The sequence below is a fragment of the Streptomyces sp. NPDC002889 genome (assembly GCF_042888425.1).
Taxonomy (GTDB): domain Bacteria; phylum Actinomycetota; class Actinomycetes; order Streptomycetales; family Streptomycetaceae; genus Streptomyces.
Genome location: NZ_JBIAPT010000009.1, coordinates 160,163 through 184,703, shown reverse-complemented (window position 1 = coordinate 184,703; position 24,541 = coordinate 160,163). Strand labels below are relative to the sequence as shown.

At 69.5% G+C, this 24,541-nt stretch carries 20 protein-coding genes and 1 pseudogene; 10 read left to right on the top strand and 11 right to left on the bottom strand.

Annotation, left to right across the window (positions count from 1 at the left end):
- Positions 1 to 168: 168 nt before the first annotated feature.
- Together ACFYWI_RS15805 and ACFYWI_RS15800 are read left to right on the top strand one after the other, a co-directional pair.
- The gene (locus ACFYWI_RS15805; protein ID WP_389231788.1) at positions 169 to 1,542 is read left to right on the top strand and encodes a cytochrome P450; all 1,374 of its coding nucleotides are present in this window, start codon (positions 169 to 171) and stop codon (positions 1,540 to 1,542) included.
- A gap of 297 nt (positions 1,543 to 1,839) precedes the next feature.
- On the top strand, positions 1,840 to 2,952 hold the full coding sequence (locus ACFYWI_RS15800; RefSeq protein ID WP_389231426.1) for a selina-4(15),7(11)-diene synthase: 1,113 nt from the start codon (positions 1,840 to 1,842) through the stop codon (positions 2,950 to 2,952).
- Between the two features lie 168 nt (positions 2,953 to 3,120).
- On the opposite strand, the gene ACFYWI_RS15795 is transcribed toward ACFYWI_RS15800, so the two are convergent.
- Positions 3,121 to 3,573, bottom strand: a complete 453-nt coding sequence (locus ACFYWI_RS15795) for an ATP-binding protein (protein ID WP_389231423.1) — start codon at positions 3,571 to 3,573, stop codon at positions 3,121 to 3,123.
- Positions 3,574 to 4,718: 1,145 nt separating this feature from the next.
- Here ACFYWI_RS15795 and ACFYWI_RS15790 point away from each other — a divergent pair.
- Entirely contained in the window at positions 4,719 to 6,872 is a 2,154-nt protein-coding gene (locus ACFYWI_RS15790) for a M48 family metalloprotease (protein WP_389231420.1), read from the top strand.
- Between the two features lie 113 nt (positions 6,873 to 6,985).
- Positions 6,986 to 7,357 (top strand): PASTA domain-containing protein, encoded by a 372-nt coding sequence (locus ACFYWI_RS15785; protein ID WP_389231417.1) that lies wholly within the window; start codon positions 6,986 to 6,988, stop codon positions 7,355 to 7,357.
- Positions 7,358 to 7,669: 312 nt separating this feature from the next.
- Here ACFYWI_RS15785 and ACFYWI_RS15780 read toward each other — a convergent pair whose 3' ends face one another.
- Both ACFYWI_RS15780 and ACFYWI_RS15775 read right to left on the bottom strand, forming a co-directional pair.
- Positions 7,670 to 8,491, bottom strand: a complete 822-nt coding sequence (locus ACFYWI_RS15780; RefSeq protein WP_389231414.1) for a lipase family protein — start codon at positions 8,489 to 8,491, stop codon at positions 7,670 to 7,672.
- Positions 8,492 to 8,807: 316 nt separating this feature from the next.
- Positions 8,808 to 9,512 (bottom strand): restriction endonuclease, encoded by a 705-nt coding sequence (locus ACFYWI_RS15775; RefSeq protein ID WP_389231411.1) that lies wholly within the window; start codon positions 9,510 to 9,512, stop codon positions 8,808 to 8,810.
- A gap of 231 nt (positions 9,513 to 9,743) precedes the next feature.
- Here ACFYWI_RS15775 and ACFYWI_RS15770 point away from each other — a divergent pair, with 231 nt between their 5' ends.
- Positions 9,744 to 10,970, top strand: coding sequence for a damage-control phosphatase ARMT1 family protein (locus tag ACFYWI_RS15770; protein WP_389231408.1), 1,227 nt, complete (start codon positions 9,744 to 9,746; stop codon positions 10,968 to 10,970).
- Between the two features lie 26 nt (positions 10,971 to 10,996).
- On the opposite strand, the gene ACFYWI_RS15765 is transcribed toward ACFYWI_RS15770, so the two are convergent.
- Positions 10,997 to 11,404 (bottom strand): hypothetical protein, encoded by a 408-nt coding sequence (locus ACFYWI_RS15765; RefSeq protein ID WP_389231405.1) that lies wholly within the window; start codon positions 11,402 to 11,404, stop codon positions 10,997 to 10,999.
- 208 nt (positions 11,405 to 11,612) lie between these two features.
- On the opposite strand from ACFYWI_RS15765, the gene ACFYWI_RS15760 reads away from it, so the two are divergent.
- Entirely contained in the window at positions 11,613 to 11,879 is a 267-nt protein-coding gene (locus tag ACFYWI_RS15760; protein ID WP_389231402.1) for a hypothetical protein, read from the top strand.
- Between the two features lie 17 nt (positions 11,880 to 11,896).
- On the opposite strand, the gene ACFYWI_RS15755 is transcribed toward ACFYWI_RS15760, so the two are convergent.
- The 3 genes from ACFYWI_RS15755 to ACFYWI_RS15745 form a co-directional block, all read right to left on the bottom strand.
- Positions 11,897 to 13,771: an endoglycosylceramidase gene (locus tag ACFYWI_RS15755; RefSeq protein WP_389231399.1), complete on the bottom strand. Its 1,875-nt coding sequence runs from the start codon at positions 13,769 to 13,771 to the stop codon at positions 11,897 to 11,899.
- A 110-nt stretch (positions 13,772 to 13,881) separates the two neighbouring features.
- Positions 13,882 to 14,475 carry a GNAT family N-acetyltransferase gene (locus ACFYWI_RS15750; protein ID WP_389231396.1) on the bottom strand — a complete coding sequence of 198 codons (594 nt, stop codon included), beginning with the start codon at positions 14,473 to 14,475 and terminating at the stop codon, positions 13,882 to 13,884.
- 485 nt (positions 14,476 to 14,960) lie between these two features.
- Positions 14,961 to 15,782 (bottom strand): maleylpyruvate isomerase family mycothiol-dependent enzyme, encoded by an 822-nt coding sequence (locus tag ACFYWI_RS15745; protein ID WP_389231393.1) that lies wholly within the window; start codon positions 15,780 to 15,782, stop codon positions 14,961 to 14,963.
- An 855-nt stretch (positions 15,783 to 16,637) separates the two neighbouring features.
- On the opposite strand from ACFYWI_RS15745, the gene ACFYWI_RS15740 reads away from it, so the two are divergent.
- From ACFYWI_RS15740 to ACFYWI_RS15725, 4 genes and pseudogenes are all read left to right on the top strand, one after another.
- Positions 16,638 to 17,828 (top strand): NAD(P)/FAD-dependent oxidoreductase, encoded by a 1,191-nt coding sequence (locus ACFYWI_RS15740; protein WP_389231390.1) that lies wholly within the window; start codon positions 16,638 to 16,640, stop codon positions 17,826 to 17,828.
- A 10-nt stretch (positions 17,829 to 17,838) separates the two neighbouring features.
- Positions 17,839 to 18,774: a sigma-70 family RNA polymerase sigma factor gene (locus ACFYWI_RS15735; RefSeq protein ID WP_389231387.1), complete on the top strand. Its 936-nt coding sequence runs from the start codon at positions 17,839 to 17,841 to the stop codon at positions 18,772 to 18,774.
- A gap of 92 nt (positions 18,775 to 18,866) precedes the next feature.
- Positions 18,867 to 19,403, top strand: a complete 537-nt coding sequence (locus ACFYWI_RS15730) for a hypothetical protein (RefSeq protein WP_389231384.1) — start codon at positions 18,867 to 18,869, stop codon at positions 19,401 to 19,403.
- Positions 19,404 to 19,501: 98 nt separating this feature from the next.
- Positions 19,502 to 19,755, top strand: a pseudogene (locus ACFYWI_RS15725) (hypothetical protein); the annotation flags it as partial.
- Positions 19,756 to 19,794: 39 nt separating this feature from the next.
- Here ACFYWI_RS15725 and ACFYWI_RS15720 read toward each other — a convergent pair.
- The 4 genes from ACFYWI_RS15720 to ACFYWI_RS15705 are packed head-to-tail and all read right to left on the bottom strand — an operon-like array spanning position 19,795 to position 24,534.
- On the bottom strand, positions 19,795 to 20,691 hold the full coding sequence (locus tag ACFYWI_RS15720) for a galactokinase (protein WP_389231381.1): 897 nt from the start codon (positions 20,689 to 20,691) through the stop codon (positions 19,795 to 19,797).
- A 5-nt stretch (positions 20,692 to 20,696) separates the two neighbouring features.
- Positions 20,697 to 22,508 carry a class I SAM-dependent methyltransferase gene (locus tag ACFYWI_RS15715; protein WP_389231378.1) on the bottom strand — a complete coding sequence of 604 codons (1,812 nt, stop codon included), beginning with the start codon at positions 22,506 to 22,508 and terminating at the stop codon, positions 20,697 to 20,699.
- Positions 22,509 to 22,552: 44 nt separating this feature from the next.
- Positions 22,553 to 23,722: a glycosyltransferase gene (locus tag ACFYWI_RS15710; protein ID WP_389231375.1), complete on the bottom strand. Its 1,170-nt coding sequence runs from the start codon at positions 23,720 to 23,722 to the stop codon at positions 22,553 to 22,555.
- The gene (locus tag ACFYWI_RS15705; protein ID WP_389231373.1) at positions 23,719 to 24,534 is read right to left on the bottom strand and encodes an alpha/beta fold hydrolase; all 816 of its coding nucleotides are present in this window, start codon (positions 24,532 to 24,534) and stop codon (positions 23,719 to 23,721) included. Before ACFYWI_RS15705 ends, ACFYWI_RS15710 begins: the two co-directional genes overlap by 4 nt.
- Positions 24,535 to 24,541: the final 7 nt, after the last annotated feature.

Below are 24,541 nucleotides of genomic sequence, written 5' to 3'. Positions count from 1 at the left end.
GGGATGTCGCGCACAGATGGCGTAGAGGAGCTCACGCAGCATATCTGTGGTCCATACCGCCCAAGCAGACGGTCTTGTGCCGAACTCAGGCCTGGATACGATCATTTGACGATCTGTGGCCTCACACTGAGGACCCACCTGGTGATGGGATCTTCCCATTTCCGGCAGGTGCACGACCTAGAGAGAAAAGGGTTCCTGGTGTCAGCTGGTTTGCAGACGGTTCCACGCGCTCCTGGAGCGGTTCCGCTTCTGGGTCACGCTCTGGCCTTGTGGCGCGATCCCCTCGGCTTCGTGAAGTCGCTGCGGCAGCACGGTGACCTGGTCCGTATCGATTTCGGGACGATGCCCACGTACGTGCTCACGTCGGCCGAGCTGGTCCACGAGGTGACCGTGAGGCAGGCACGCAGCTTCGAGAAGGGGCGCTTCTTCGACCGGCTGCGGCCGCTCGCCGGCAACGGCTTGGCCAACGCGAACGGCGAGGTGCACCGCGCGCACCGGCGGCTGATCCAGCCGATGTTCTCCAAGGACCGCATCGCGGCCTACTCCGAGCTCATGAGCCGCCACGCCCATGAGCTGGCCGACTCCTGGAAACCCGGGCAGGTGATCGACCTCCAGCATGCGATGGCCAAATACTCGATCGACACGCTTACATCGACCCTGTTCTCGACGGACATCGGGCTGCCGGCAGTCGAAGCCATTCGCGTCAACCTGCCCGTCGTGATGAAGAACCTGCTGATACGGGCAGGGTCACCCAAGCTCCTGGACCGGCTGCCGATCCGTGCCAACCGCGACTTCGATGCGGCGAGCAAGGCGCTGCGCGTGGTGATCGATGAAGTGGTGGCCAACACCCGACGCTCGGGAGACACCGAGCGGGGCGACCTGCTGTCGATGCTGCTCACGGCCCAGGACGCGGACAACGGAAAGACGCTCTCCGACGTCGAGGTCCGCGACGAACTCAGCACCATTCTGTATGCAGGAGTCGAGACCACCGCCGCCACGCTCGCCTGGACCTTTCATGAGCTGGCGAACCACCCCGAGGTGGAGAAGCAGCTGCTCTCCGAGATCCGGGAGGTCGTCGGCGACCGGCCCGTCACCATCGCGGACGTGCCCCGTCTGGAGGGGATCCGCCGCGTGCTGGACGAGACCATCAGACTGCACGGGGTCACCTTCCTGATGCGCCGCACCACCGAGCCGGTAGTGCTCGGCGACACCGAATTCCCCGCCGGAACGGAGGTCGGCTTCAGCCTCTACGCCATCCACCGCGATCCGGCGGTCTACGTGAACGCCGACACCTTCGAACCCGACCGGTGGCTGCCCGAGCGCCGGGACGCCATCCCGCGCGAAGCGTTCGTACCCTTCGGCGCCGGCAACCGCAAGTGCATCGGGGACCAGTTCGCCTGGACTGAGGCCACCATCGCCATTGCCACGCTGCTCGCCCGGTGGCAGTTCACCCCGAAGCCCGGCCATCGACCCAAGGAAGTCGCTTCAGCAGTGGTCCACGCCGACAGCATCCCTATGACAGTTCAGCCGCGGAGAGACTGAACCAGTTCGGCACCGACCATCGCCCCTGGGAGAAGCATGAGCACCCTCCCCAGCGTGCGACGCTCCAAATGAACACGCCGGGCGGCCCCGAACAAGCCTGTGGGCGCCAGCTGGCATCGCGACCCAGCGGCCGACCGTAGGAGCGAGGGAAAGGGTGGCCCTCCGGCAGCCCTTGGGATGCAGACTTCCGCTCAGTACTATTCCCCCTAGTTGATCACCCACCGTGCAGTTCTGGCCATGGCCTGTACGCACCCCCCAGAGTGCTCGCGCGCGCCAACGACTGAAAGGTAATCACGAGTGAGGCCTGCACTGGCAGTTCCCCCCATATACGCTCCCATCCCTCCCGCCGTGCACCCGAACCATGCAGAAATCGACGCCCGGACCGCCGCCTGGGCCGACGCCTTCAACATCGGAACACCCGAGTGGCGAAGCCGCCTCGTCACCCAGGACATCGGCGTTTTCGCCGCGCGCATCCTTCCTGAGGGGCAGGAGGAGGTCGTCTCCCTTCTCTCCGACTTCGTCATCTGGCTCTTCGGCGTGGACGACGGCTACTGCGAGGAAGGCAATCTGGGCGACAAGCCGGGCGAGCTGGCGGCGGCCCTCAACCGGCTGCTGCGCATTGCGCAGAACCCCGAGGCTCCCATGCTCACGGACGATCCCCTCGCCGAGGGGCTGAGGGACCTCACGCTGCGGGTCTCCCGCTGCGGAACCGCTCTCCAGGCCGGGCGCTGGGTGGACACTCTGCGCGAATACTTTTTCGCCGTGGTGTGGGAGGCCGAGCACCGGGCCACGGGCCGGGTTCCCGGGCTGAACGACTACGCGTTGATGCGTCTCTACGACGGCGCGACATCCGTGGTGCAGCCGTTCCTCGAGATGGGCTACGGATTCGAGCTCCAGTCGCACGAGCGGGACAGCAAAGCGGTGCGGGCCGCCTCCGAGATGTGCTCGTTCATCACCACGTGGGACAACGACATCTACTCCCACCACAAGGAGAGCCGCGGAACGAACTACTACCTCAACGTCATCCGGGTTTTGGAGCACGAGTACGTATTGAGCCCGGACCAGGCTCTGATCAGGGCAATAGCCCAGCGCGACCGGGTGATGTGCCTCTTCCTGAGCCTGCGCGCGAAGCTGGACGACGAGGGCAGCCCCCAGATGCGGCAATACCTCAGCAACCTCGCCTCCTTCATCCGGGCGACCCAGGACTGGAGCGTCAGCTCCCTGCGCTACACCACGCCCGACGACCCGGCCGCCCTTTCCTCGCATTTCTCCGACCAGCCGACCGACTACAGCTCCGACCCGCTGGACATCCCGTCGATTTCCTGGTGGTGGGACCTGGTGCCTGCCTCCCGGACAGCGCCCCTTCAGCAGCCCCGCGCTCCACGCAGGCCTCGCCGCGCCCCCCAGTAACGCGGAGATCAACAAGCTGGACAGGGTGCGGGTTGCAGCCGCCCGCACCCGCGGCAAGACCGGCGGCCGACTCCGCCACGCGCCACATTCCCGCCGGCGCGCGGCCGACGGAACGGGACCAGAGCAAGGCCGGCGAACGGCGTCGCACGAAACGGCTGACGATCGCTGCTACGGGCACTGGCGCGCCGGGCAGACCTCGGCCCAGACCGTCTTCCCGGACGGCGGATACGGCCGTACGCCCCAGTCGGCGGCCAGTGCGTCCACGATGACCAGACCACGCCCTCCTTCATCAGGTACCCGGGACACGACGGGAAGACGGTCGCCGCGCGGGTCCGTGATCTCGACCCGTAGCCGGGAGTCCGGCAGAAGGATCAGACTCAACCGGAATCCCCGGCCGGGCAGCCGCCCGTGCGCGACGGCATTCGCGGCCAGCTCGGCCACGACGACCGCGGCGGCTTCCGCACGCTCACTGTCGCGCGGCCATCCCCACAGTGCGATCTGCTCGACGGTGAGCAGTCGCGCGAGCCGGGCTCCGTGCCGCGTGGCGCTGAGCAGTTGCGTGAACTGTGGTGCGGGCGCCACTGGTTGAGAGGGCATATGGACCTGTACGGATTCGCTCATCACGCCACTCAGCCTGGCGGCGCACCACCTCGCTGACCAGCGACGACAGGGGTACATGCCCGGTGCGTACAGGTCCTGGCGACTCGGGTACCGCCGCCGACGGGCTCGCTTCCCTGCCGGATCTCGCAGCGGAGCTCCGGGAACGCCTCGCGTATGGCGGTGACGTCCGATCCGGCCGCTGGAGCGGGATTGGCTGAGCCTGTCGGTGTGCGCAGACCGACCAGGAGGGGCAGCGGCCGGGGCATCCTCCGGGGCGGATGCCCCCGATGCTGCTGAGACTCCGCTTTCCACCGTCCCTGAGAGGACGTCTCCTGCCTGGCCAGGCGTCCCTGTTGCGGGCTCGACAGGCAAACACGGCCTATCCGTGAGGTACCACACCGCGCGTTTTCCCGGACTCCCGCACAAGGTGCGACAACGCACCACATACTTGTTCACGTCAGGCGACAGAAGCGATCCGTAGAGTGATCGCAGTGCGGGCAGGCGGTCTCCGAGTACAGGGGGGGAGAGACACATGGAAACGACATCTCCCAGATTGACCCGGGATCGCCGCCACCTCGCGCAAGAGCTCGCACGGAGCGTGGTGGGCTCGGTGGCAGATCACGAAACGCCGGACTTCGACCAGCGCGCTGCGGCGCACTTCCGCCCGCGCCTCCCCTGGACCGTTCCTCGCCCCAATCAGTTCGACCCCCAAGGACTGGCCGGGGAGTTGGCGACCCCGGTCGCTCTGGCAGTCGCCAGTGCATTGCTGGGGGCACTCGCCACCACAGTGGTGCCAGACTGGAGCGGGCCATCGGAGGGATACGCCGACGCGGGCGGCGCCAGGCTCGCCCCCTCCCGCAGGCCGCCGCGCCGGACAGGGGTACGCCGACGGCGGGGCCTGCCGGTCTCAGCGCGACCGACCTTGCGCAGTGGCGCGCCATCGCCCTGTCCGCCGCCCTGGAGTGCGCTGCTCCCGAGGAGCTCGCCCGGCGGGTCGCCGACGTTACGCTCGTGAAGCTCGTCCAGCACCTGGCCGATGGCGAAGACACGCCCGGCTCCGTTCCCCCGGACACCCCCGAGGAGCCTGGACCGCCCGACCCGGCACCGGAACGGGACGACGATTCCACGGGCGGCGAGGGTGCGGCTGACGGCAGCTGACCACCGCCGTGTTTCTGCGCGCGCTGCTGTTCTGGCTGACCCTTACCGTCGCAGCCGGGGCCATCGCCTTCCCGGCCGAACCCGCGGAGCACGCGCGGGGCGCGTGGGCCCACACCAGGTGCGCCAACGAGGTACGAGAGGTCTACCTCGAGCTGCTGCCCCTGACCCCGGATGAGGAAGAGCGCGCCGCTGAACTGCGTTTCTGGCGCAGGGATGTCGTTCCGGACGTCTACCGCGCCGAGGTGAACAGGGCTGTCGAGCAGCGCTGTCACCAGCAACCCGTCGACCGCCCGGAACACCGTGCGGCCCTCGCCGTGGCAGCGCTGGCGGGCGGAGCGCTTCTTCTGTACTGGCTGCTGCCCCACCTGAGCATTCGCTGCCGCCGCCTGAAGGCCGCGGATCCGCGCGAACCCCCACGCGCGGTCGACATCGCGGTACACGATCTCGCGGCAGTCGCCGGCGTGAACGCGCCCACGGTGTTGGTCAACGTGGTGGACACGTCCGTGAACGCCGTCGCGTTCGGACACCGGGGCCGCCGGTACATCGAGGTGTCCGGCGGCCTGGCGGACAAGCTCCGACTCAGTAGCGGTCGAGACGTCTTCGAGGCTCTGGTCAGCCACGAGTTGGGTCACATACGCAATCGCGACCTCGACGTCACGCTCGCCGTCACGGCGCTGTGGTGGGGCTTCGTCGCCCTCGTCGCCGGCGCCTTCTGCCTCTCCCTGACGGGATACGCGGACCATGCCACGAGCCTGCGAGAGCTGTGTCTGCGACTTGCCCTGCTCACCGGCGTGGTCTACGCCGCGCGCAACAGCTTCCTTCAGTCGCGCGAGCTGCACGCGGACAGGTTCGCGGCCTCCTGCCCTTCCAGCAGCGGCGGAACCACCCGGGAGGTCCTCGACGACATCGTCTGCACACTGGCCGGGTCACGCCCCGGGCGGGCGGGCGAGACATCTGCGTGGCCGTTCGGCACCCACCCCTCCCTGGCACGCAGAAGAGCCGCCCTGGTCCGTCCTGTCCTCGCGGACGAGTTCACGGGATGGGAGTTGACCTTGATCGGCTGCCTGTGTTCGTTCGCCGTCAACCTTGTTCTCGGGCACAGTTTCGAACTCATGATGCTCGCGCTCCGGACAGGCCTCCTCGACCTGGCGGATGTGAGCACGCTCCGGCCGGTGTACGCCTGGACGGCCCTGCCCTTCCTTCTGGTGGCGGGGCCCGTGGTCGCCCTGGGGGTGCGGTACTCGATCCTCGCCTGGGGCGGTCTCCCCGCGCTCGGCCTGCATATGGCCGCCCGCCTGGCAGGGCTCGCGGCCTGCCTCTGGGCCGGACTGTGTCTGGGCTGCCTCATCTACCCAGGGCCGATCACCCGGCGCGACGACAAGACCGCCCTCATGCTGTGGCATGCCTTCACCGGCACGCCCGCGCTCGGTCTGGCGCTGACATCGGCGGCAGTCATCGCTTTCTGCGCGCTGCTGACCCTCGGCTGCGAGGCAGTGCGACTGCGCCGCAGCCCGACGATGGCACTGACCGCCGCATACGGGGCGCTGATTGTCGTCGTCGGGTTCCCTACGGCGCTCCCGGCCGGCGCGGCCGTGTACCTCCGTGCCTCGGCGCTCGCCTTGCCTCTTGCCGGCGCCCTCGGCCTGCTCACCGCTCGGCGCCCTCCGCGCGCCATGCGCCGCCGTGCCTCAGGAGCCGGCTACGGCACGGGCAGCGTGACCCTGGCGTCCTCACCGATGCGGGGTTTACTGCGGCTGCTCTGCCATTTCGTCACGCTCGGGATGACTGCGGGGGCAATCTCCACGGCCGCTCGGCTCCTTTCCGACTTCGCGCCGAGTTCCCTGTTCACCCTGGTCAGTCAGCTGGGGTTCGTGCTGTACGGCTGCGGCATGGCCAGTGCCGCCCTCGCTCCGCACGACACTGTGTTCCGCCGGCGCACGCAGACCGCAGTGAGCTGCCTGGCCGCAGCGGGGCTGCTCCTGACCGTGCAACTCCTCGCCGAGGGGCGAGTGACCCCATGGCTGGTCCTGATTCTGCTGGGCCCGACGGCCGGTATGGTCATCGCGTCCGCGACGTCGGCGGCCGCCCTGTACGACCTGCGGCACCGCAGTGGGCATGCTCCGGTCAAGGCACGCGCTGCGGCGGCCCGCAGGGTCTCCTGAACCCGTCTCGCCTCGGTGTCGGTTACTCCTGCTGTATCGCAGTTCGGCAACGGTGCCCGTCCTGCCGCACACCCGTCGCTACGGTCGGCTCACCACAGACCTTGGGGGGTCTCATGCGTACCAGATACGTTGCCGCCGTCCTGCTCGCCGGCTGTTTGCCTCTCACCGCCTGCGCAGGCGGCACTATGTCCTCCGACAAGCCCGAGTCCGTCGTTACCGAGACCGTGACCTCCGAACCGGAGGACGGCACCGGGGAGGTCACCATGCCGGACTTCGTGGGCATGGGACTTCAGGAGGCGGAGGACACAGCACAGATCAAAGGACTGTTCATGCTGACGGCACACGACAGCAGCGGTGCCGGTCGACAGCAGGTCTTCGACCGGAACTGGAAGGTGTGCACACAGGAACCAGCGCCTGGAGAGACCGTCTCGACGGACACACCGATCGACGTCGGCGCGGTGGAGACGGACGAGACCTGCCCGTAGACACGGCACAAATCCCCGCCTCCATTGCGCCGCGCCGATCCGCTGGGGTGGCGGTGACGTGCGATCTTCGCCCGTGCCGCCGTGCCTCGCCGGAGAGGCATCGATCGCCCGCGTCGGGCAGGTCCGAAACCCGCACGGCGGATTCGTCCGTCAGCTCCCACGCGGCAAAGCGGTCGGCCAGGACCCGGGCTCGCCCGGTCATGGGGTGCAGGAACAGACAGCGGACTGTCCAGTGCCATGGCCATGATCGTCTCGGCTGAAGCGCGGAACAACAAGAACCTCCCCCAGACAGCACGAAGCGACTCGAGCTCGTCAGGGCTGGTTCTTCTCCAGGGCGGCCACGTACTCGTGGATGAAGTGGTCCCTGATGCCGTCGCCCGCAGGGGCGAACACGTCACCGGTCAGTCCCTTGGCCCGGTCCGTCAGCGTGCCGACGAGTGGCATCGCCTCGCGCAGCCTGCCGTTCGAGTCGATGTAGTGCAGTGCGTCGACGTGGTGAAAGGCGGGCTCCGTCGGGAGGTGCGGCACGATGTCGTTGTTGTTCACGAAGCGATGCATCCGCTTCGTGAAGGCCTTGTTGTGAGCCGCCGCGAGCAGACGGTCACACGTGCGGGGCTGCCCGAAGGTGTAGATGCCGTCGGCCCGCAGCCGCGGGTCCTCCATGAACAGACACGCGCCCGCGAGCATCGCGAGAGCACCGCCGAGGCTGTGCCCGGTGAAGAAGACACTCTGCCCGCTGTCACGGAACTCCGCGATCGTCTTCTCGACACCCGGAAAGACGGACTCCAGCGCCTGAGCGAAGCCGTAGTGGACGTACCCGGTCTTGCCCGGACCGGGCCACGGCGGGGTGGTGGCGTCGGAGAGCCAGTCCTTGATCTGCACCGGCTCCGTACCGCGGAAACCGGTGACGATCATGTCCCGCCCGGCCATCGTGTACGCCTGGGTGTCCTCGAGCGGGAACGGCGGCGTGAAGCGGGTGTGGTGATGACGCACCCGGTCGAACCCCCACTCGCGCGCCTGCTCCTCGATCCGGGCCTCGTCCTGGTAGGCGAGCTCCGCGGCCCGCACCATCCAGTACGCGAACGGCAGGCTGTACTCATCGACCTTGTGATCGAACGTCTTTGGCGCAGGCACAACTACTCCCTCGCAGCGGCGGCCGACGGCCCAGCGCACATCGGCCAGGCGACCGTCGTACCGGCCCTACCGGCCTCACATCGCAGTGACGTGCGGGAGCTTCACCCGTACGGCAGCGTTTCCGACCTGAGGTATCGATCCTCCGAACCCGGCAGTTCGCCGGGCTGAGCATGAACGGCGTGCCCCAGTGGTCGAGTCCCGGGAACTCCTCCCGGGCGATGAGTTCAGCGGCAGGACGCCTGTATTCCATGTGCTTTGTCCACTTGCTTGCGTGGGTTCCGCGCTCAGATCGACGACGCTCACCCGATCCCGGCTGCTACGCCGTGCCGGCCTGACCTCTGCGAGGGTTTCGCCGTGTCCGAAGGCCGTCGCCGGTGCCGCTGAGCGGGATGAGGGATTCCAAGCCGGCGCCGCTGTTCCATGAGCCGAAGAGGTTGCGGTTGATGGCTACGACATTGTGTCGTGCGGCAAGTTCTCCGGCTGCCTTGCCGAAGGGGCAGGTGGCGACGAACAGGGCTACGTCTGCGTGGTGCTCTGCGAAGGCCATGCCCACGAACTTCTGCATGTCCCCGCTGGGCACGCTGCGGTGGGGTGCGTAGTGCTTGACCTGTACGACCAGTCGGCGGCCGTCGGGCAGGTTGCCGAGGATGTCCGCGGCAAGGTCGCCGGAGCCGCCGACCACGGTGACGTCGGTGCAGCCGTCACGGCGGCAGAGTTCGGCCACGTAGTGCTCGAAGTCCTGCCAGGTCATCGCGTCGATGACGGTCATGGAGCGTTCCAGTTCCATGCGGCGGTCCTGTGCGCGCCAGGTGCGGTCACCGGCACGCTCGCGCTGGTGGGTCGTCCGCAGGACCCAGGCGATGGTGCCTGAGGCTGCCGTTGCGGCTATGCCGAGCAGAAGCCATGGCGACTGCCACAGCAGGAAGAGCACCACTGCGAGTGCACCCGCCGTCAGGAGCCCGCGTTGTTGGAGTTCTCGCTTCCGTTGTGCCTTGGTGCGGCGTCCCTTCGGCTTGGGCATCGCGACCCTCTCCCCGTTGTGGTGCATCCGATCGGCAGTGTGGAAGCAGTCGGTGGCGCCGCCAAGGAGGCCTTTTCGGCCAGCGATCAGTAGCGGGTGTTCCGCAGATCGGTCAGCCACGCCTGCTCGGGGCCAGGACACCGCACGGACATCGGCCGTAGCCTTGACCCGATCAGTGCCCGGCCTCCCCGCGAGCACCGGAGCGGACACATTGCGAAGGGCTCAGTCACCATGACAGCAAGGACCTCCCGTGCCTCGGACGACCAGCCCGACCCGAGGCCCGGACAGACCCTCCCGCCCAGTGCTCCGGTGATCTTGAGCAATGAGCCTGGCTCGTTCGCCTGGGGCGTCCTGGACAAGCGCCATCCAGCCCTGATCCAGCAGGTTCGCGATGCCTTTCCGTACGGCCCCCGACAGCACCAGGCGCTCGACGCTCTGCAGGACGAGACCGCCAACGGTGTCGTCGAACCCCTCGATGCTTCCGCTCACGACCACGACGTCTGGTCGGCATGGGGACGCGAACACTTCGGACGATCGTGGTTCGATGCCCCGTTCCTGTGGGCCGAGAGCTACTTCTACCGAAAGCTCCTCGCGGCCACCGGATACTTCGATCCCGGCCCCTGGCAGGGTGTGGACCTCTTCGGTCCCTTCAAACAGGCCGAACTGCGCAGCGCACTGGTGGACGAAGAGCTTCGAGCACTCGACGCACTTCCCTCCCAGCCGGCGGACCAACAAGCCGAGATGCTCCTCCAGTCGTCGCTCTGGGGAAACCGCGCCGACCTGGGCTTCAGTCTCGCGGCCGGACGGGCAACGCAGAGCGACACCGCTACGAAGCTGGTCGCGGACGACAGCACTCTTCTGTGGTCACGCCTCGCCGGCGGAGAACCTGCCACCGTCGCTGTGGTGGCGGACAACGCCGGCCGCGAACTCATTCCCGACCTGATCCTCATCGACCATCTGCTCCGGCACGGCTACGCGGCTGACGTCGTTCTGCACGTGAAGCCCTATCCGTACTACGTCTCCGACGCGACCCTCGCCGACGTCATCGACTGCCTGCGCCGCCTCGTCGAAGCCCCGGGGCAGGCCGGCGTCATCGGCAAGCGCCTGTGGGCTGCCATGGGATCCGGACGCCTCGACGTCCGCGCCCACGCCTTCTTCTGCGCCCCCCTGCCGTACAAGGAGATGCCCGAGGACCTGCGGGAGCAGTTCAGGGCGTGCTCGTTGACCCTCGTGAAGGGGGACCTCAACTACCGACGTCTCGTCGGCGACCAGCTGTGGGATGCGACAACGCCGTTCACGGACCTGACGTCCTACTTCCCCGGACCGGTCGCGACTCTGCGCACCTTGAAGTCCGACGTCGTCGTCGGGCTGAGCAACGAGACGCTGACCGCCCTCGATGCCTCCGAGAAGGAGTGGCGTACCAGCGGCACCCACGCCCTGGTTCAAGTACGGCCGTAGACAAGGCTGCGATATCCGGTGCCGCGTCAGGCAACGTTCGCCCTGTTGGCAGACGCTGGGCCGTCAAGAGAGACTGTGCCAGGAGCGAAGACCCGAGCCACACAGGCGTCGAGCAGGGATCCAAACGCCTGGGCGGAGCCCACCACCGGGGCAGGGAGCACGCCGGCGTCATCGGTACTTGCCATGTAGTCGATGTCGGCCCACCCGCCGCGGTAAAGGACGACGATGAGTTCGGCCTCCTGCGGTCCGTGCACGTGGACGCCGATCGAGTCGGGGTCAGTGACCCGGGATCTGTCCGTCTCCAGCTGCTGCGGCCACGAGGCTGCCTCGTCGCGCCAGGTCACAGGCTCGGCAACCAGTCCTGCGGCCTGCCAGGCGGACTGGCGGTCCGCGACAGCGGCGGCGGCTTCGTCGAGGTCGATGACACGCTCCATGCGGTGATCATCGCCTACTGGGCCCGCTTTCGTCCCCGAAATGGTGCGGTGCAAGGGACGCGGACCCTGGCACCTGACGGTGTGTCCTCAAGTGAGCCGGCGGACCATGACGCCGATCACGCCCAGCGGATCATGATCTCAGCGTGGGAACGCTTGGCTCCACACTCCGGCCGTCGGTTTCGCGGAGGACGCTGCCTGCGCGGGTAAGATGTCCCGCCGTGTCGACGGCGACGTCACACTGTCCCGGTCCTGGGACGTCCTCGACCGCATCGGACGGCGACAAAAGATGACCTCGATGACGCAACAACCTCTTCGCTGCTGCGTGTGCGGCCGCGACACCTTCGATGCGACCGACTATGTGGCAATGGAGCTGACGGTGGAACATGTGGACACACGACAGTTCTTCGGCGCTCATGCGGAATGCCTGAACGGCGTCATGGCGCCCGGATTCACCGTCGAGGCACACCTCATGTGAGCCGCACGCTCAGGACCTCACCGGGCCGGCGCCCATGCGGCGAGTTCGGCGCGCGCCGCCTGAAGCAGGTCGGCGGTCGGGGCCGCCGCGCCGTTGGTGATCAGGGCGAAGTGAAGGTCGTCGGCCTTCTGCGCGGTGAGCAGAAGGCGGCGGCTGGTTGTGCCACCCGCTTCGTGGGCCACGGCGATGGGGGTGCCCCTGTCGTACGACGGGGGGCCGTGGACCGTGCCGAGGTCGGAGACCACCGTCGTCCGCGCCGTGGCGAACGACGCCGGGAGGTGCAGTTCCGTCGGGGCCGAGGTGCCGTCCGAGCGCCAGAGCAGGACTCCGTACTGGCCCGAACCGACGAGCTCGCGCACGCGCGACAGCGACGCCGGGACCGGATTCCAGGTGAGCGTGGTCGAGCCGTCTCGGGCGCGGTCCTCGTAGGTGAAGGCGAGGACGCGGCCCGCGGTCGCGGTCGGGTACAGGCGGTCCAGCAGGCGGGCGTCCTGGCGCAGTACCGGCCGGCCCTCGTCGTCGAGACGGACCGCCGACAGGTCCTCGTCGTTCCAGGCGTCGCCCTTGGTCAGGACCTTGTCGGGGTTGCCGTTCATCGGTTCGTGGTGGCGGCCGTTGTGGATGTCCCACTGCCACTGGGTGCCGGACAGGACCGGGCCCGAGTCCTTCGGTCTGGACCACCAACTGACTCCGGGGAGACGGGAGTCGAGTGCCTGGTACATCGCCTTGCCGACCGTCGGCGCCTTGTCGGAGACCGACCCGGACAGCGGGTGGCCGAACTCGCTGACGATCGCCGCCGTCCCCGCTCCCGTTGCGCGGTCGCGGACCGTACCGAAGTCACCTGCGTACTGGCCGTCCTTCGCCTTGCCCCACATGAAGATGCCGGAGATGGCCTTCTGGTCGTAGAAGTGGGTGTTGAAGACGTACCGGGGGCCGAGCGCCGCTCCCGCGTCGAGGAGGCCGCCCTCCTGTTTCTGGAAGTCCAGGTTGGCGTTCCAGAAGAGGTTCGGTTCGACGAATGCGGGCTTGTCCCGCCACCCGGCCGCGTCCATGCGAGCGCGGAACTTCTCGTAGAAGGGCCAGAGCACGTCACGCTCCCAGGCGCGGCTGCTCCGGCCGGAGTCGTACGTCCCCGCGTGTGGTTCGTTGTACGGGTCGAAGCCCGCCACTCCCGCGAACTCCTCGGACGACAGATGCCCGGCGAGGTACGTCATGGTGGTCTGAGCCGTGGCGAGGAAGTCGTCCTGCACACCGCCCCTGTTGTGCCAGAAGTCGTACGTCGCCTGGGTCACGGCCTGGTTCTGGGTGATGTTCTGTCCCCAGAAGAAGCAGATCCCGCAGGATTCCTTGGGGTAATTGCCCGCCTCGACCGCCCACTTGGGTGCCCCATCGCCCGTGTACCAACTGCCTTCGTCGAAGAGGTACCGGGAGTAGAGATCCTGGTGGAAGTCGGGGTAGACGCGGATACCGGCCCGAAGCAAGGCTCGCATCTGTGCGGTGGCGGCAGCGAGATACTGCCGGTCGACCTGGCCGCGTACGGGTTCGGCATGGGCCCACGACAGAAGGAATCGCGCGGTGTTGCCTCCGCCGAGTGCGCGCAGGGCGGTTGCTGATTTCTCGGCATCGGCGACGGAGGCGAAGGGGAGACCGCGGTTCTCCTCGAGTTTGGTCTCGCCGGAGACGTTGTATCCGCGCAGTACGACTTCACGGCCGAGCCCGTCGACGAAGCGGCCGCCTTCGACCGTGAAGGACGAGGCGGCGGGCTGGTCGAACCACAGGGAGCCGGGCAGCGGCACGGCGGCGGACGAGGTGACTCCATCGGCCAGGTGGGCGGCCGGCGAGGCGGTCACGAGGATGAGGACACCGAGCAGACGCACACGCATCTTCGCCATGCGGCTCACACTTACTGACACCCTGTCAGATTGTCAATGGAGGTCCCTTCCGCCGGTTCCGGTCGCTCGCCCATACTCGTGTTCCGTTCCCTCGTCATGAAACGCCCAGGCTAGGCGACCTGCTTGTCGCCCCGGATACGGGCGTGCAGGTGCATGTCGTGCCGACCGTCGGCGTGGACGGCGGCACTGCGCTTGGTGCCCTCCAGGACGAAGCCGGACTTGGCGGCGACCCGGCAGGAGGCCTCGTTACGGGTGGAGTGGTCCAGCTCCAGGCGGTGGAAGCCGGCCTCATCCAGGGCCCAGGCGCTCACGGTGCTGAGCGCGCGGGAGGCCACGCCGGCGCGGCGGGAGGCCGGAAGAACCCAGTACGCGCACTCGGCAACGCCGTCATCGAGGTTCATGCCGCGCAGCGCGACGCGGCCGAGCACCTCGCCACCGTCCCGGGTCACCGCCCAGTGGGCCGCTTTCTCTTGCGCCCAGTCCCGACGGTACCCGCCGAACCACTCGCACACCTGGCCCTCGGACGCGGGCCGACGCGTGTGCCAGCGCTGGATCGCGGGGTCCCGGTAGGCGGCGAAGAACACCGGTGCGTCCGTGGTGTTCCAAGGCCGCAGCACCAGGCCGGCAGCGAGGAGCGCGGGCTGCGGAGCGGCGGCGAGAGCGCCGGCAGGGATGGCGGACTGCGTCGAAAGGATGGAGGTCATGGGCCCCATCCTCATCCTCATCCTCATCCTCCGTCGATCACTTGAGTCAGGGGTTTGCGCAAGCCCGGGATTCCTTACCAATGGGATGGATTCCGGTCCTGGGAGCCATGGTGTCCGGCAGTGTCGAGACCCGCCGGCGGACGGGGTGGCCCTGCCGGCGGGCTTTGAGGACGACAGCGCACCCCACGGCATCTCCGGACGGTCCCATCCCGACGCGGTTGGTGACGCTGCCTCAGCTGCCTGAGAAGATGCGGCGCCCCAGCCGCACATGGGTCGCTGCAGCGGCTGCCTCCGAGACGGACCGGGGGACGCCGCTGCTTCCGGAGTCGATCGCCCGCTTGCACGGCTGCTTCTCGATCGTGGTCAACAGCCTCGTGCACGAATGCCTGTCGAAACCGTCCAGTGGTCGTCCCTCGGAACCTGCCGTCCGATGAAGGCAAAAGGCGGCATATCGCACCGCTCCCGCCTCCTGTCAGGAACCGCGCTCACGGTGCCGTGAAGAGGGTCGGGAAGCGGGGCGCCAGCCAGGGCCTGCGGCCCCAGGCCAGGACTCGGCCACCGGCGATCGCGCCCCACGGCTCGCAACGGCCCAGCGCCATCAGGAGGAACGTGACCGGCTCGATGAGGATCGTGCAGTCGGGGCGGACCGGCGGCTGCGCATCCACTTCCACCGCGCCGTCCGTGAACGTGACGCCGAAGCCGGTGCCGCCCCGCATGCGGACCCTGTAGCACGCGGTCAGGCCGGCGGTGGCAGCGGCGTTCGTCACCCGGGGCATCGCCGTGATCATGAAGGGCAGGGCGAGCTCCACCCGGGCACGGTCGATCATGTGCGGACGGCGCACGGCAAGGGCGAGGTCGTAGCCGTGGCCCAGCATGTGCGTCAGCAGGTACGAGCCCAGCACGGCCCGGGTCATCGGGCCCAACGGGGTGAGCACGACCTCCTCCGCCGGGCCTTGGTCCATCGCCTTGAGGTAGGCGCCGGCCTGCGCCACGATCATGTCGGCCAGCGGACCGGCCCCGCGCTCCGCGAACTCGGCCAGGGCGCGCTCATTGGCCTGGGCCAGGCTCTGCGGTGTGCCGTCGCCGTGGCTCCGTTCGTTCCCGGCCGCGATGTCCGCCATCAGCTCGTTGGCCTGTGCCAGGTGCGCCGCCGCCTCCCCGACGCTCCACTGCGACCGGGGTACCGGAGCACCCGTGTCGGCGACCCCGCGCAGCAGCGCGGCGATCTCCTCGGCGGTCCCGCGTATCGCGTCGGCGAGTCCGTCGGGCAGAGTGCGTCGCGCCTCCTGGCCGGCCACTGGTTCCACGCCTGTCCCCACACGTTCGTCACCACGCGGAATGCGTGATCGCTCGCCGTACACAAGACCAGGCCACGTGGGCCGCGACAAGAGATGCACCGCAACGATGAGATACCGGAGAGTGGCTCGCGCGGCCGGCTGTCCCGCCGATCCTGTGGCACTCGTCCGGCGGAAGCGTCTGCGGAGCGCGGGACCCGTGATCCGCTGTGAACCCTACGTGACACGGGCCTGATCCGACCGCGCGTGAAAAGGGCCGCGCCCAGGCTGTGACCGCCCCTGACGCAAGGTTCCCGGAACGCAAAAGACCCCAGATGAACTGGGGTCTCGCTGGTGTCCGAGGGGGGATTCGATCACTAACGATACGGTCGTGATCGCCCAAGGGCGTCTCGGGCCGCAAGATCCTCCGGGTGGTCCCACCGCCTCCTCGTGAGAACTGGCTCCCGCCCATCACGACACGGCCAGTCTTCAGCAACCCACCAATCGAATTGCGCTGTCCTACCCACACACCCGCCCGCTGCACTACCGTTCCGGGCACGCTCGATACTCGCTGATCGAGCCGTTCCGAGGTTGAAGATCAGGGTTTCAACTACTCGCGATTCGTCACATCCATTTGAGTTTCATGACGCGTCCGTCGGCCACTCCCAGACAGTGGCTGCCACATCCGTGTCTCGTACTCCCTTAATTGCTCCCGTCCTTTGGCGGCCTCGCCGTTGGCGAAACGGACCTTCGGCTCAACAAGCCCAAGCGCCTGTCGGAGGCTCAGCCGCTCGTCTTGGTTCGGTGACCCGCGTCACACCCGGATCCTGTCAGCAATCGGGGCGCCGTCTCGTTCAAAGGGCACGCGAACGAGACAGGAGCAACGCCATGAAGCACCGCATCGTCGTACTCGGCGCCGGATACGCCGGGGCCTTCGCCGCCGGAAACCTGGCCCGCCGGCTCTCCCCCGCCGACACCGAGATCACTGTCGTCAACGCCGTGCCCGACTTCGTTGAGCGGATGCGGCTCCACCAGCTCGCGATCGGCCAGGACCTCGCGTTCCGCAAGCTCACCGACGTATTCGCGGGCACCGGGGTGCGGCTGCGCCTGGCGCACGTCACCGGCGTCGACCCCGAGCGCAGGACCGTCGCCGTGACCGGCGAGGACGGCGATGGCGAGCTCGCGTACGACACGCTTCTCTACGCGCTCGGCAGCTCCGTAGCCCACCATGGCGTCCCCGGCGTGGCCGAGTACGCCTTCGATGTGACCGGCCGGTCCTCGGCGCTGCGTCTGCGCGAGCGCCTGGCCGGCCTGGGCGAGGGCGGCACCGTGCTGGTCGTCGGTGAGGGGCTGACCGGCATCGAGACCGCCACCGAGTTCGCCGAGTCCCGGCCCGACCTCTCGGTCGCGCTCGCCGCCCGCGGCGAGCTGGGCGCCTGGCTCTCCCCGAAGGCCCGCCGTCACCTGCGCCAGGCCTTCGACCGGCTCGGCATCACCGTCCACGAGCAGACCGGCATCGAAGCCGTCGAGCCGACACGGGCGATCGCCGCCGACGGTACGTCCATCCCGGCCGACGTGACCGTGTGGTCGGCCGGGTTCGCCGTGCACCCCATCGCGGCCGCCAGCGGCCTGGAGGTCGCCGAGACCGGCCAGATCGTCGTCGACCGCACCATGCGCTCGGTCTCGCACCCGGACGTCTACGCCGCCGGTGACTGCGCCTACGCGATCGGCGAGAACGGCCTGCCACTGCCGATGTCCTGCGCCTCGGCCGGCTTCACCAACATGCAGGCGACCGCCGCGATCATCGCGCGCCTGACGGGCAGCGAGGTCCCGACCACCGGGCTGAAGTACCACGGCAACCACATCAGCCTCGGGCGCCGGGACGCGATCTTCCAGATGGTGGACGGGGACGTCCGGTCGAAGTCCTGGTACCTGGGCGGCCGGACCGCCGCGCGGCTCAAGTCGGGCGTGCTCACCGGGGCCGGGTGGGGCATCGCCCACCCGACCTTCGGCATGCCGAAGCGCCAGCGCCGCCTGGCCACCGCACCGGACCGGGCCGGTGTGAGGGTCGCCGCATAGGTTGTTCCGCATGGACAGCGCAGCCATCGATCGGTTCGAGGCCAGCCGGGGCCGGCTGGCCTCGCTCGCGTACCGTCTGCTCGGCTCGGCCGCCGACGCCGAGGACGCCGTGCAGGACACGTTCCTGCGCTGGCAGGCCGCAGACCGCGAACGGGTCGAAGTGCCGGAAGCGTGGCTGACGAAGGTCGTCACCAATCTCTGCCTCGACCAACTCCGCTCGGCGCAGGCGCGCCACGAGCGGGCGGCCGGTGCCTGGCTGCCCGAGCCGCTCCTCGAGGGCGACCCGATGCTCGGCCCGGCCGATACCTTCGAGCAGCGCGAATCGGTGTCCTTGGCCGTACTGACCCTCTTGGAGCGCCTCTCCCCGGTCGAGCGGGCCGTCTACGTCCTGCGTGAGGCCTTCTCGTACAGCCACGCCGAGATCGCCGGGATCCTCGACATCACCGAGTCCGCGAGCCAGCAGCATGCCCACCGGGCCCGGATCCGGGTCGCCGCCGAGCGCCGCGGCGGCGAGGCCGACCCCGTGTCCGCGCGCCGGGTCGTCGAGGAGTTCCTCGCCGCCGCCACATCAGGGCGCACCGAACGGCTGGTGGCGCTGCTCACCGACGACGTGACGGCGGTCTCGGACGGCGCCGGACTGGGCAAGCGGCTGCTGCGGTACAGGACGCGCGAGCGGGTCGCCTCCTACGTGCGGGCCGGCTTCAAGCCCACGCCGGCGAAGCGGCGGCTGGCCGGCGGCTCGCCCGCGATCCATATCGCGCTGGTCAACGGCTCCCCGGCCGTCCTCGCCGTGGTCGACGACCGGGTCGTGGGCGCCGTGGCGTTCCAAGTCAGCGACGGCAAGGTCGCGTCCCTGCGTGGCATCGCCGCCCCGGACCGGCTCGCGCGCCTCAACGAGGCCTGGCGGCAGTACGACCCCGACGCGCCGGTCATCGACGCATGGTGACCAGAGCCACCCCCCGAATCCAGTGACGAGTCGGAGCGAGGACGGCCCCCTGGTGATGGGGGACCCGAATGAAAGCTCGGACGATGGTGAGCGTGGCGGTATCGGCCTGTGTGGCGCTGGTGGCGTGCGCGTGCGGTCCGGAGAACTCGAAGGAGGACACGGACGCGAAGCCTTCGCAGCCGTCCGCGTCTACGCAGGCGGAAGAGCCGTCGGCCACGCCGTCCGTGTCCGCTCGGACCGAGAAGCCGTCGGCCGAGCCGACCGGCGACCAGCGCGCACCCAGGACGAAGGAGGGCGCGATCCAGCGGTACGAGCAGTACCTCCACGCCCTGGGCCGTGAGGACATCGACACGGTCTGCGAAGTGGCCGGGCCCGCCGCGAAGAAGGCACAGGACCAGGGGTCCGGCCCGTGCACGTCGACGTACTCCGTCGTGTTCCAGATGATCTCGCCCGCGCAGAAGAAGGCCCTGCGAACCGCGACGGTCGACCCGCAGCGCATCGCCGTGCGCACGCCTGACAAGATCGAGATGCCGGTCGAAGCGGTCAGGGCTTCCGCAACCTTCTCCGAGAGCGACCTCGGCAGCTACACCCTGGAGTACTTCAAGAACGATTGGTACATCACCGACTGAACCCGACGCTCCACGCGCACGCCACCCGGCGGCCGGTCGACCTACCGGCGCCCGCCGACGACCTTCAGCACGCACCGTCCTTTCGGCTGTTCCGCCCCCGTGTCTGGCCGCGCCGATGTGCTGGCGATCTTCCGCTTCCATGCGGACGATGAGATCGACTTCGACGTTGACCTGCGGGAGTTGCAGCCGCAGCCGCGGATTGATGCGTTCTGCGACTTCCTTCGGGAGATCGGGCGGCGGTTGGGCAGCCGGTGCTGATGATCCCGAAGGCGGCCATGGCCATCCGGCCGCGTCCAGATCACCACCGACACCGTCATCGACGGCCGCACCCTCTTCCGCGACCACGGCCTGATCCAGGGCAATTCGAACCCCGACGGTCGGCGCCGGCCGTTCACTCCTCGCGGCGGGCCGCGCCCGCCACGGTGATGTTCACCAGCCGCGGCACGCGCAGCCCGCGGTCGCGGAACTCCTCGGTCACGGCGGTACGTAAATCCGTCAGCCGCTCCCGCGGTAGCAGGACCATGGCGCTGCGCTCCGGCCGCCGCCCGGGCCACCAGGCGGCCGTCGCACCGGCGCGCCGGGCGCAGGCCACCGCGCGCTCGATCTCGTCCGGCGCGGGCTCGTCGCCACGGGTCACCAGCAGCGTCAGCCGCGAACCATGTGCGTCCGGATCGAAGCGGACCCGGCGCCGAGTGCCGCGGCCGAGCATCAGTGCTTGTCCCGGCCGCGCGAACAGCGCCGCCTCGCGCAGCACTTCGTCCCCTTCGGGGACGGCCGCCCGGGCCAGGGCGGCCAGCCGGCCGCGCGGCAGCCGTGGTCCGGCGCGGCCGGCGTGCAGATCGGCGACCGCCAGCGCCACGGCGCACTCCAGCGGCTCGGCGCTGGACAGCCCGGTCGCCGCGGTCAGCGTGGAGTGGATGTGGAGATCGAGGCCGCCTCTGCCGTATCCGGCGCCGGCCAGGGCGCGCAGCAGGGCGTAGGTGCGAGCCGCCCACTCGGGATGCGGCAGCGGCGGTCCGGTGAGCGGGAGTTCGCAGCTGTGCGCGGGATGGGCGAGGGAACTCAGCCGTACGATCCCGTCGTCGCGCGGCGCGGCAGCGGCGGCCACGGGCCACCCGGCCGCGGCAACAAGCCGCGGTGACCCGAAGTGGAAGGCGTGCGGAGCGCTCCACACGGTGGCCGGTGGCCGGTCGTGGGCGGCCTCCAGGGCGTAGGCGACGAGCCGGAAGAGGGGGTCGGCGGTGTGCCGCCGGGCGATGCCGAGCGGCCCGACCGGCTCGGGGCTCACCTCCGTCACCTCGGCTCGTGGAGCGTCGGTGTGCGGCGGGCCAGCAGACGGTAGGCGTTGCCGCCGTCGGTGACGCGGGCCGCGGCCGCGCGGACTTTGTCCAGGACAGCCGCGGCAGCGAAGCACGGCAGCGAAGCCGTCCAGACGCCACGGCGGATCGCCCGGCTGGTCAGGGTCGCGCTGCCCGGGCCCCACGGGGCGTACGGACTGGGCGCGATCCGGTTCGCGGCGAGCAGGACCGCGCCGACGAAGTCGCAGGACTGGTGGGCCGCGCCGCGTTCCTCGGCCAACACCGTGAAGCCGCGGTCGGCCAGCGCATCGCGGAGGTTGCCGACCGGGATCAGGTGCTGGTGCTGGGGCTGGAACCACGGCAGCCAGTACGGGCCGAGCATGCGGCCGAGGCGTGATTCGGGGTCCGGGAGTTCGATCAGAAGATGCCCGCCGGGCGGCAACACCTTGGCGGCGGCGTCGAGTTCGGCGAACGGGTCACGGGTGTGTTCCAGGTAGTGGCACATGCTGATCGTGTCGTAGCGGTGCACCAGTTGGGCAGCCAGCTCCGGGAACTGCCCGCAGTGAGCCGTTCCGATCCAGCCGCGGGCCTGCGCGCCCTGCACTTCCGCAGCCATGTCGAGGCCGTCGAAGCGCGTGTCGGGCCAGACGTCGCGCGCGCTGTTGCAGAAGTGACCGTGCCCGGTGCCCACATCGAGCCAGGCGGACGGGGTGCCGTACGGCTTGAGCATTTCCGCGCGGGCCAGATACGAGCGGCTCATCCGGCCGAACACGTGGGACGCGCTGCTCACGCTGAGGCCGTCGTAGAAGTCGCGGTAGTAGAAGTCGAGTCCGTCCAGGGACAGGCGCGGGTTCTGGAACACATGCCCGCACACCCCGCACTCCTCGAGGGTGAAGCTGCCCGGCTTGGCCTGGAACAGATCCGGCATCCGGGTGCGTACGGACAGGTCGGCGGAGCCGCACCAGGGGCAGTCGGGGCGGCGCGGTTCGAAGAACCGAGCGGTGCCGGCCTTGAGTTCGGCCGCGTAGAGGGGCCGCAGCGTCTCCATTTCCGGAGTCGGACCGGACTGGGACGGGCCCCTGCTGGTGGCCGTTCGCAGCACGGTGTGGACGGAGTACAGCGGCCGCGCCGTGGTGGCGCGCGGCAGATCGGCCGGTCGCAGCGGGCTGTCCGGACGGCCCAGGATCAGCGAGGGCTGCAGCCAGTACAGCGCGAGCGCCGCCGCGCCCCACCGGCCGTCCTTGACGGCCGCGCGTGCCAGCAGGGCAAGACCTGCCAGCTGGGCCGCGGTCACCACGCCCGGCGGCAGCCCTTGGGCGCGTAACTCCACTGCCCGCCGGGCGGGTTCACGGGCCGGGACGGCCAGTCCCGGAGCGATGGCGATGCCGGTGGAGGCCGGTGCGTAGTCCTTCAACCGGCCGAGCAGAGTGTGCAGTTCGGCGGTGGTGAGGTCGTCGTCGGTCTTGATTCCCGCGCGCGTGCGGACGTCCTCCGTGACCAGGACGGCATGGCCCGCGCCGCGTGGCTGCGCCGTGCGGGCATGGCGCCCGTCGCTGATGTCCAGCAGGCGCAGGAGGCCCAGTGCGCGTTCCGCGTCGAGGCTGCCCGGCAGCAGGTCGAGGACTTCGAGACCGGTTCGTTCCGCGTGGGCGACTGCGGCACTCACTGTCACTCTGTCGACTTCGATGCCCCGGGCCGCGATCACGTGCCAGCCGTCCGTGGGGTGACTCTCGACGGTCATGTCCAGGACGGGTACAGCGGCCAGCCGGCGGCGGGCGCGCACCGTGCCCGCGGTGAGGCCAGCCAAGACGGCGATGGCGGTCCAAGGGACGCGGCGGGCACGAGACGGTGTCATCTGAGCTTCTCCAACCTGTCGGCCGCGGCCGCGGCGCCGCCGGCCGCCGCGAAGGATGCTTGGACACGGCGGGCGGCCCGCCGGTGATCCGGATCGTCGAGCACCGCGGTGAGCGCGGCCTGGATCTCGTCGGCGCGAGGCCGGCCGAAGCGCACCCGGACTCCGGCCCCGGCCGCCGCGACCTGCTGGGCGATGATCGGCTGGTCGTCCCGGACCGGCGCGACGACCAGCGGCAGACCGTGGGCGAGGGTCTCGCAGACGGTGTTGTGTCCGCCGTGGCAGATCACGGCGTCGAGATGCGGCAGCAGGGCGAGTTGGGGAACGTACTCCTGAAGCAGGACATGGTCCTCACGCACCTCGCCGACCACCTCCGCGGGCGCGGCGACGATCAGCTGCACCTGCTCGGCCAGCCGTTCCGCGGCCTTCAGGACAGCGGCGTAGAAGCGGACGCCTGCCTCCCGGTTGAGCGTGCCGAGCGAGACCAGCACCCGGCGCCGTGCGGGATCCAGTCGCCGCCACGGGAACGATGCGGCGTCGGAAGGACGGGGGCCCAGGGCGGGTCCCACCCAGGCATGGTGATCGGGGAACGCGCCGTTCCCGCCGACCAGTTCACGGGTGGAGAAGACCAAGACCAGCCGGTCCGAGAACCGCGGATCCCAGTCGGCGGGCACGCCGCAGTCGGCCAGGAATCCGGCGATCCGGTCCGTCACCCACTCCCCCACCTTCGGGAATCCGGCGAACGGCCCGGTGAACTCGGCCGTGGTCGTCGCGGATGTCACCCATGGCAGTCCGCGCCGCCGCGCGACCACGGCCCCGGCCAGCGCCTGCTGGTCGACGACGAGTACATCGGGGTCATACGTGTCGACCGCCGCCTCCACTCCGGGAACCATCGCGTGGGCGAGCGGGATCAACGCCTCCTGCCAGAGGAAGCGCAGTGCGGCGACGCCGCGCAGATCGCGCCAGCGGCCGTGCAGCGCGCCATAGCCTCCGGGTCCGGTGTGGTCGCCGGACGGGAGGAGCGTGACGTGGGCGGGCAGCAGCGCGGACAGGACTTCGGCGGGGCCGGTCCACGCGACCTCGTGTCCGCGTGCGGTGAGTTCGGCGGCGACGGCGACGGTGGGGTTGACGTGCCCGGCGAGCGGCGGCACGACGAACAGCGCCCTCATACCGTCACCGCGTCGGGCTGTCGGCGGGCGGCTGCGGCCAGCCGGTCGAGCACGACCCGGCGGAGCTCGTCGATGCCGCCCTGCAGTACGTCGTGACCCAAGCCGGGCAGGACGCGAACGGTGCAGTCGGGTGCGTGGCGGGCCAATTCCTCCGCACCGGGGACGAGTTCGGAGTGTTCACCGCACACGGCCAGCACCGGACAGCGCAGCTGCGCGAAGTCCTCGGCCGTGAACACCCGGCCCGCCGCGATGTCGTCGATCAGCGACGTCCGGTTGAGGAGTTCGTCGGCGGTCGCCGTCAGCCGGGCCGCCTTGCGCGCTCCGAGCGAAGCGAGTTCCTTCGGTACCTTGCTGCCTTCGAGGTCGAGAGCCGCGACGGAGAGCGTGTCCAGCATGTTCTCGATCCACGGGCCGCTGAGCGGTGCCTCGATGAGGATCAGCCCGGCGACGAGTTCGGGCCGCGCCAGTGCGGTGCGCAGGGCGATCGTGCCGCCGTAGCTGTTGCCGATGAGGGTCACCGGGCGGGTGTCGAGTCCGAGGGCCCCGAGCAGGGCGGTCAGGTCCTGTACGGCTGTGGCGGTGTCGTAGCCGGTGGGCGGGCGTTCGGTGCGGCCGTGGCCGCGCAGGTCGTACAGGACGATGTCGTGCCCGTCCCGTGCGGCCGGGACGGCGAGGGTGGCGTAGAAGCTGGAGAGGTTGTCGACGACCAGACCGTGGAGGAAGACGGCGGTCGCGCCCGCTTCACCTGGTGCGTCGGCGGCCGGCAGCCGGTGGACATGGAAACTCAGGGAGTTGGCGAGTATCTCGGCCATCGCGTGC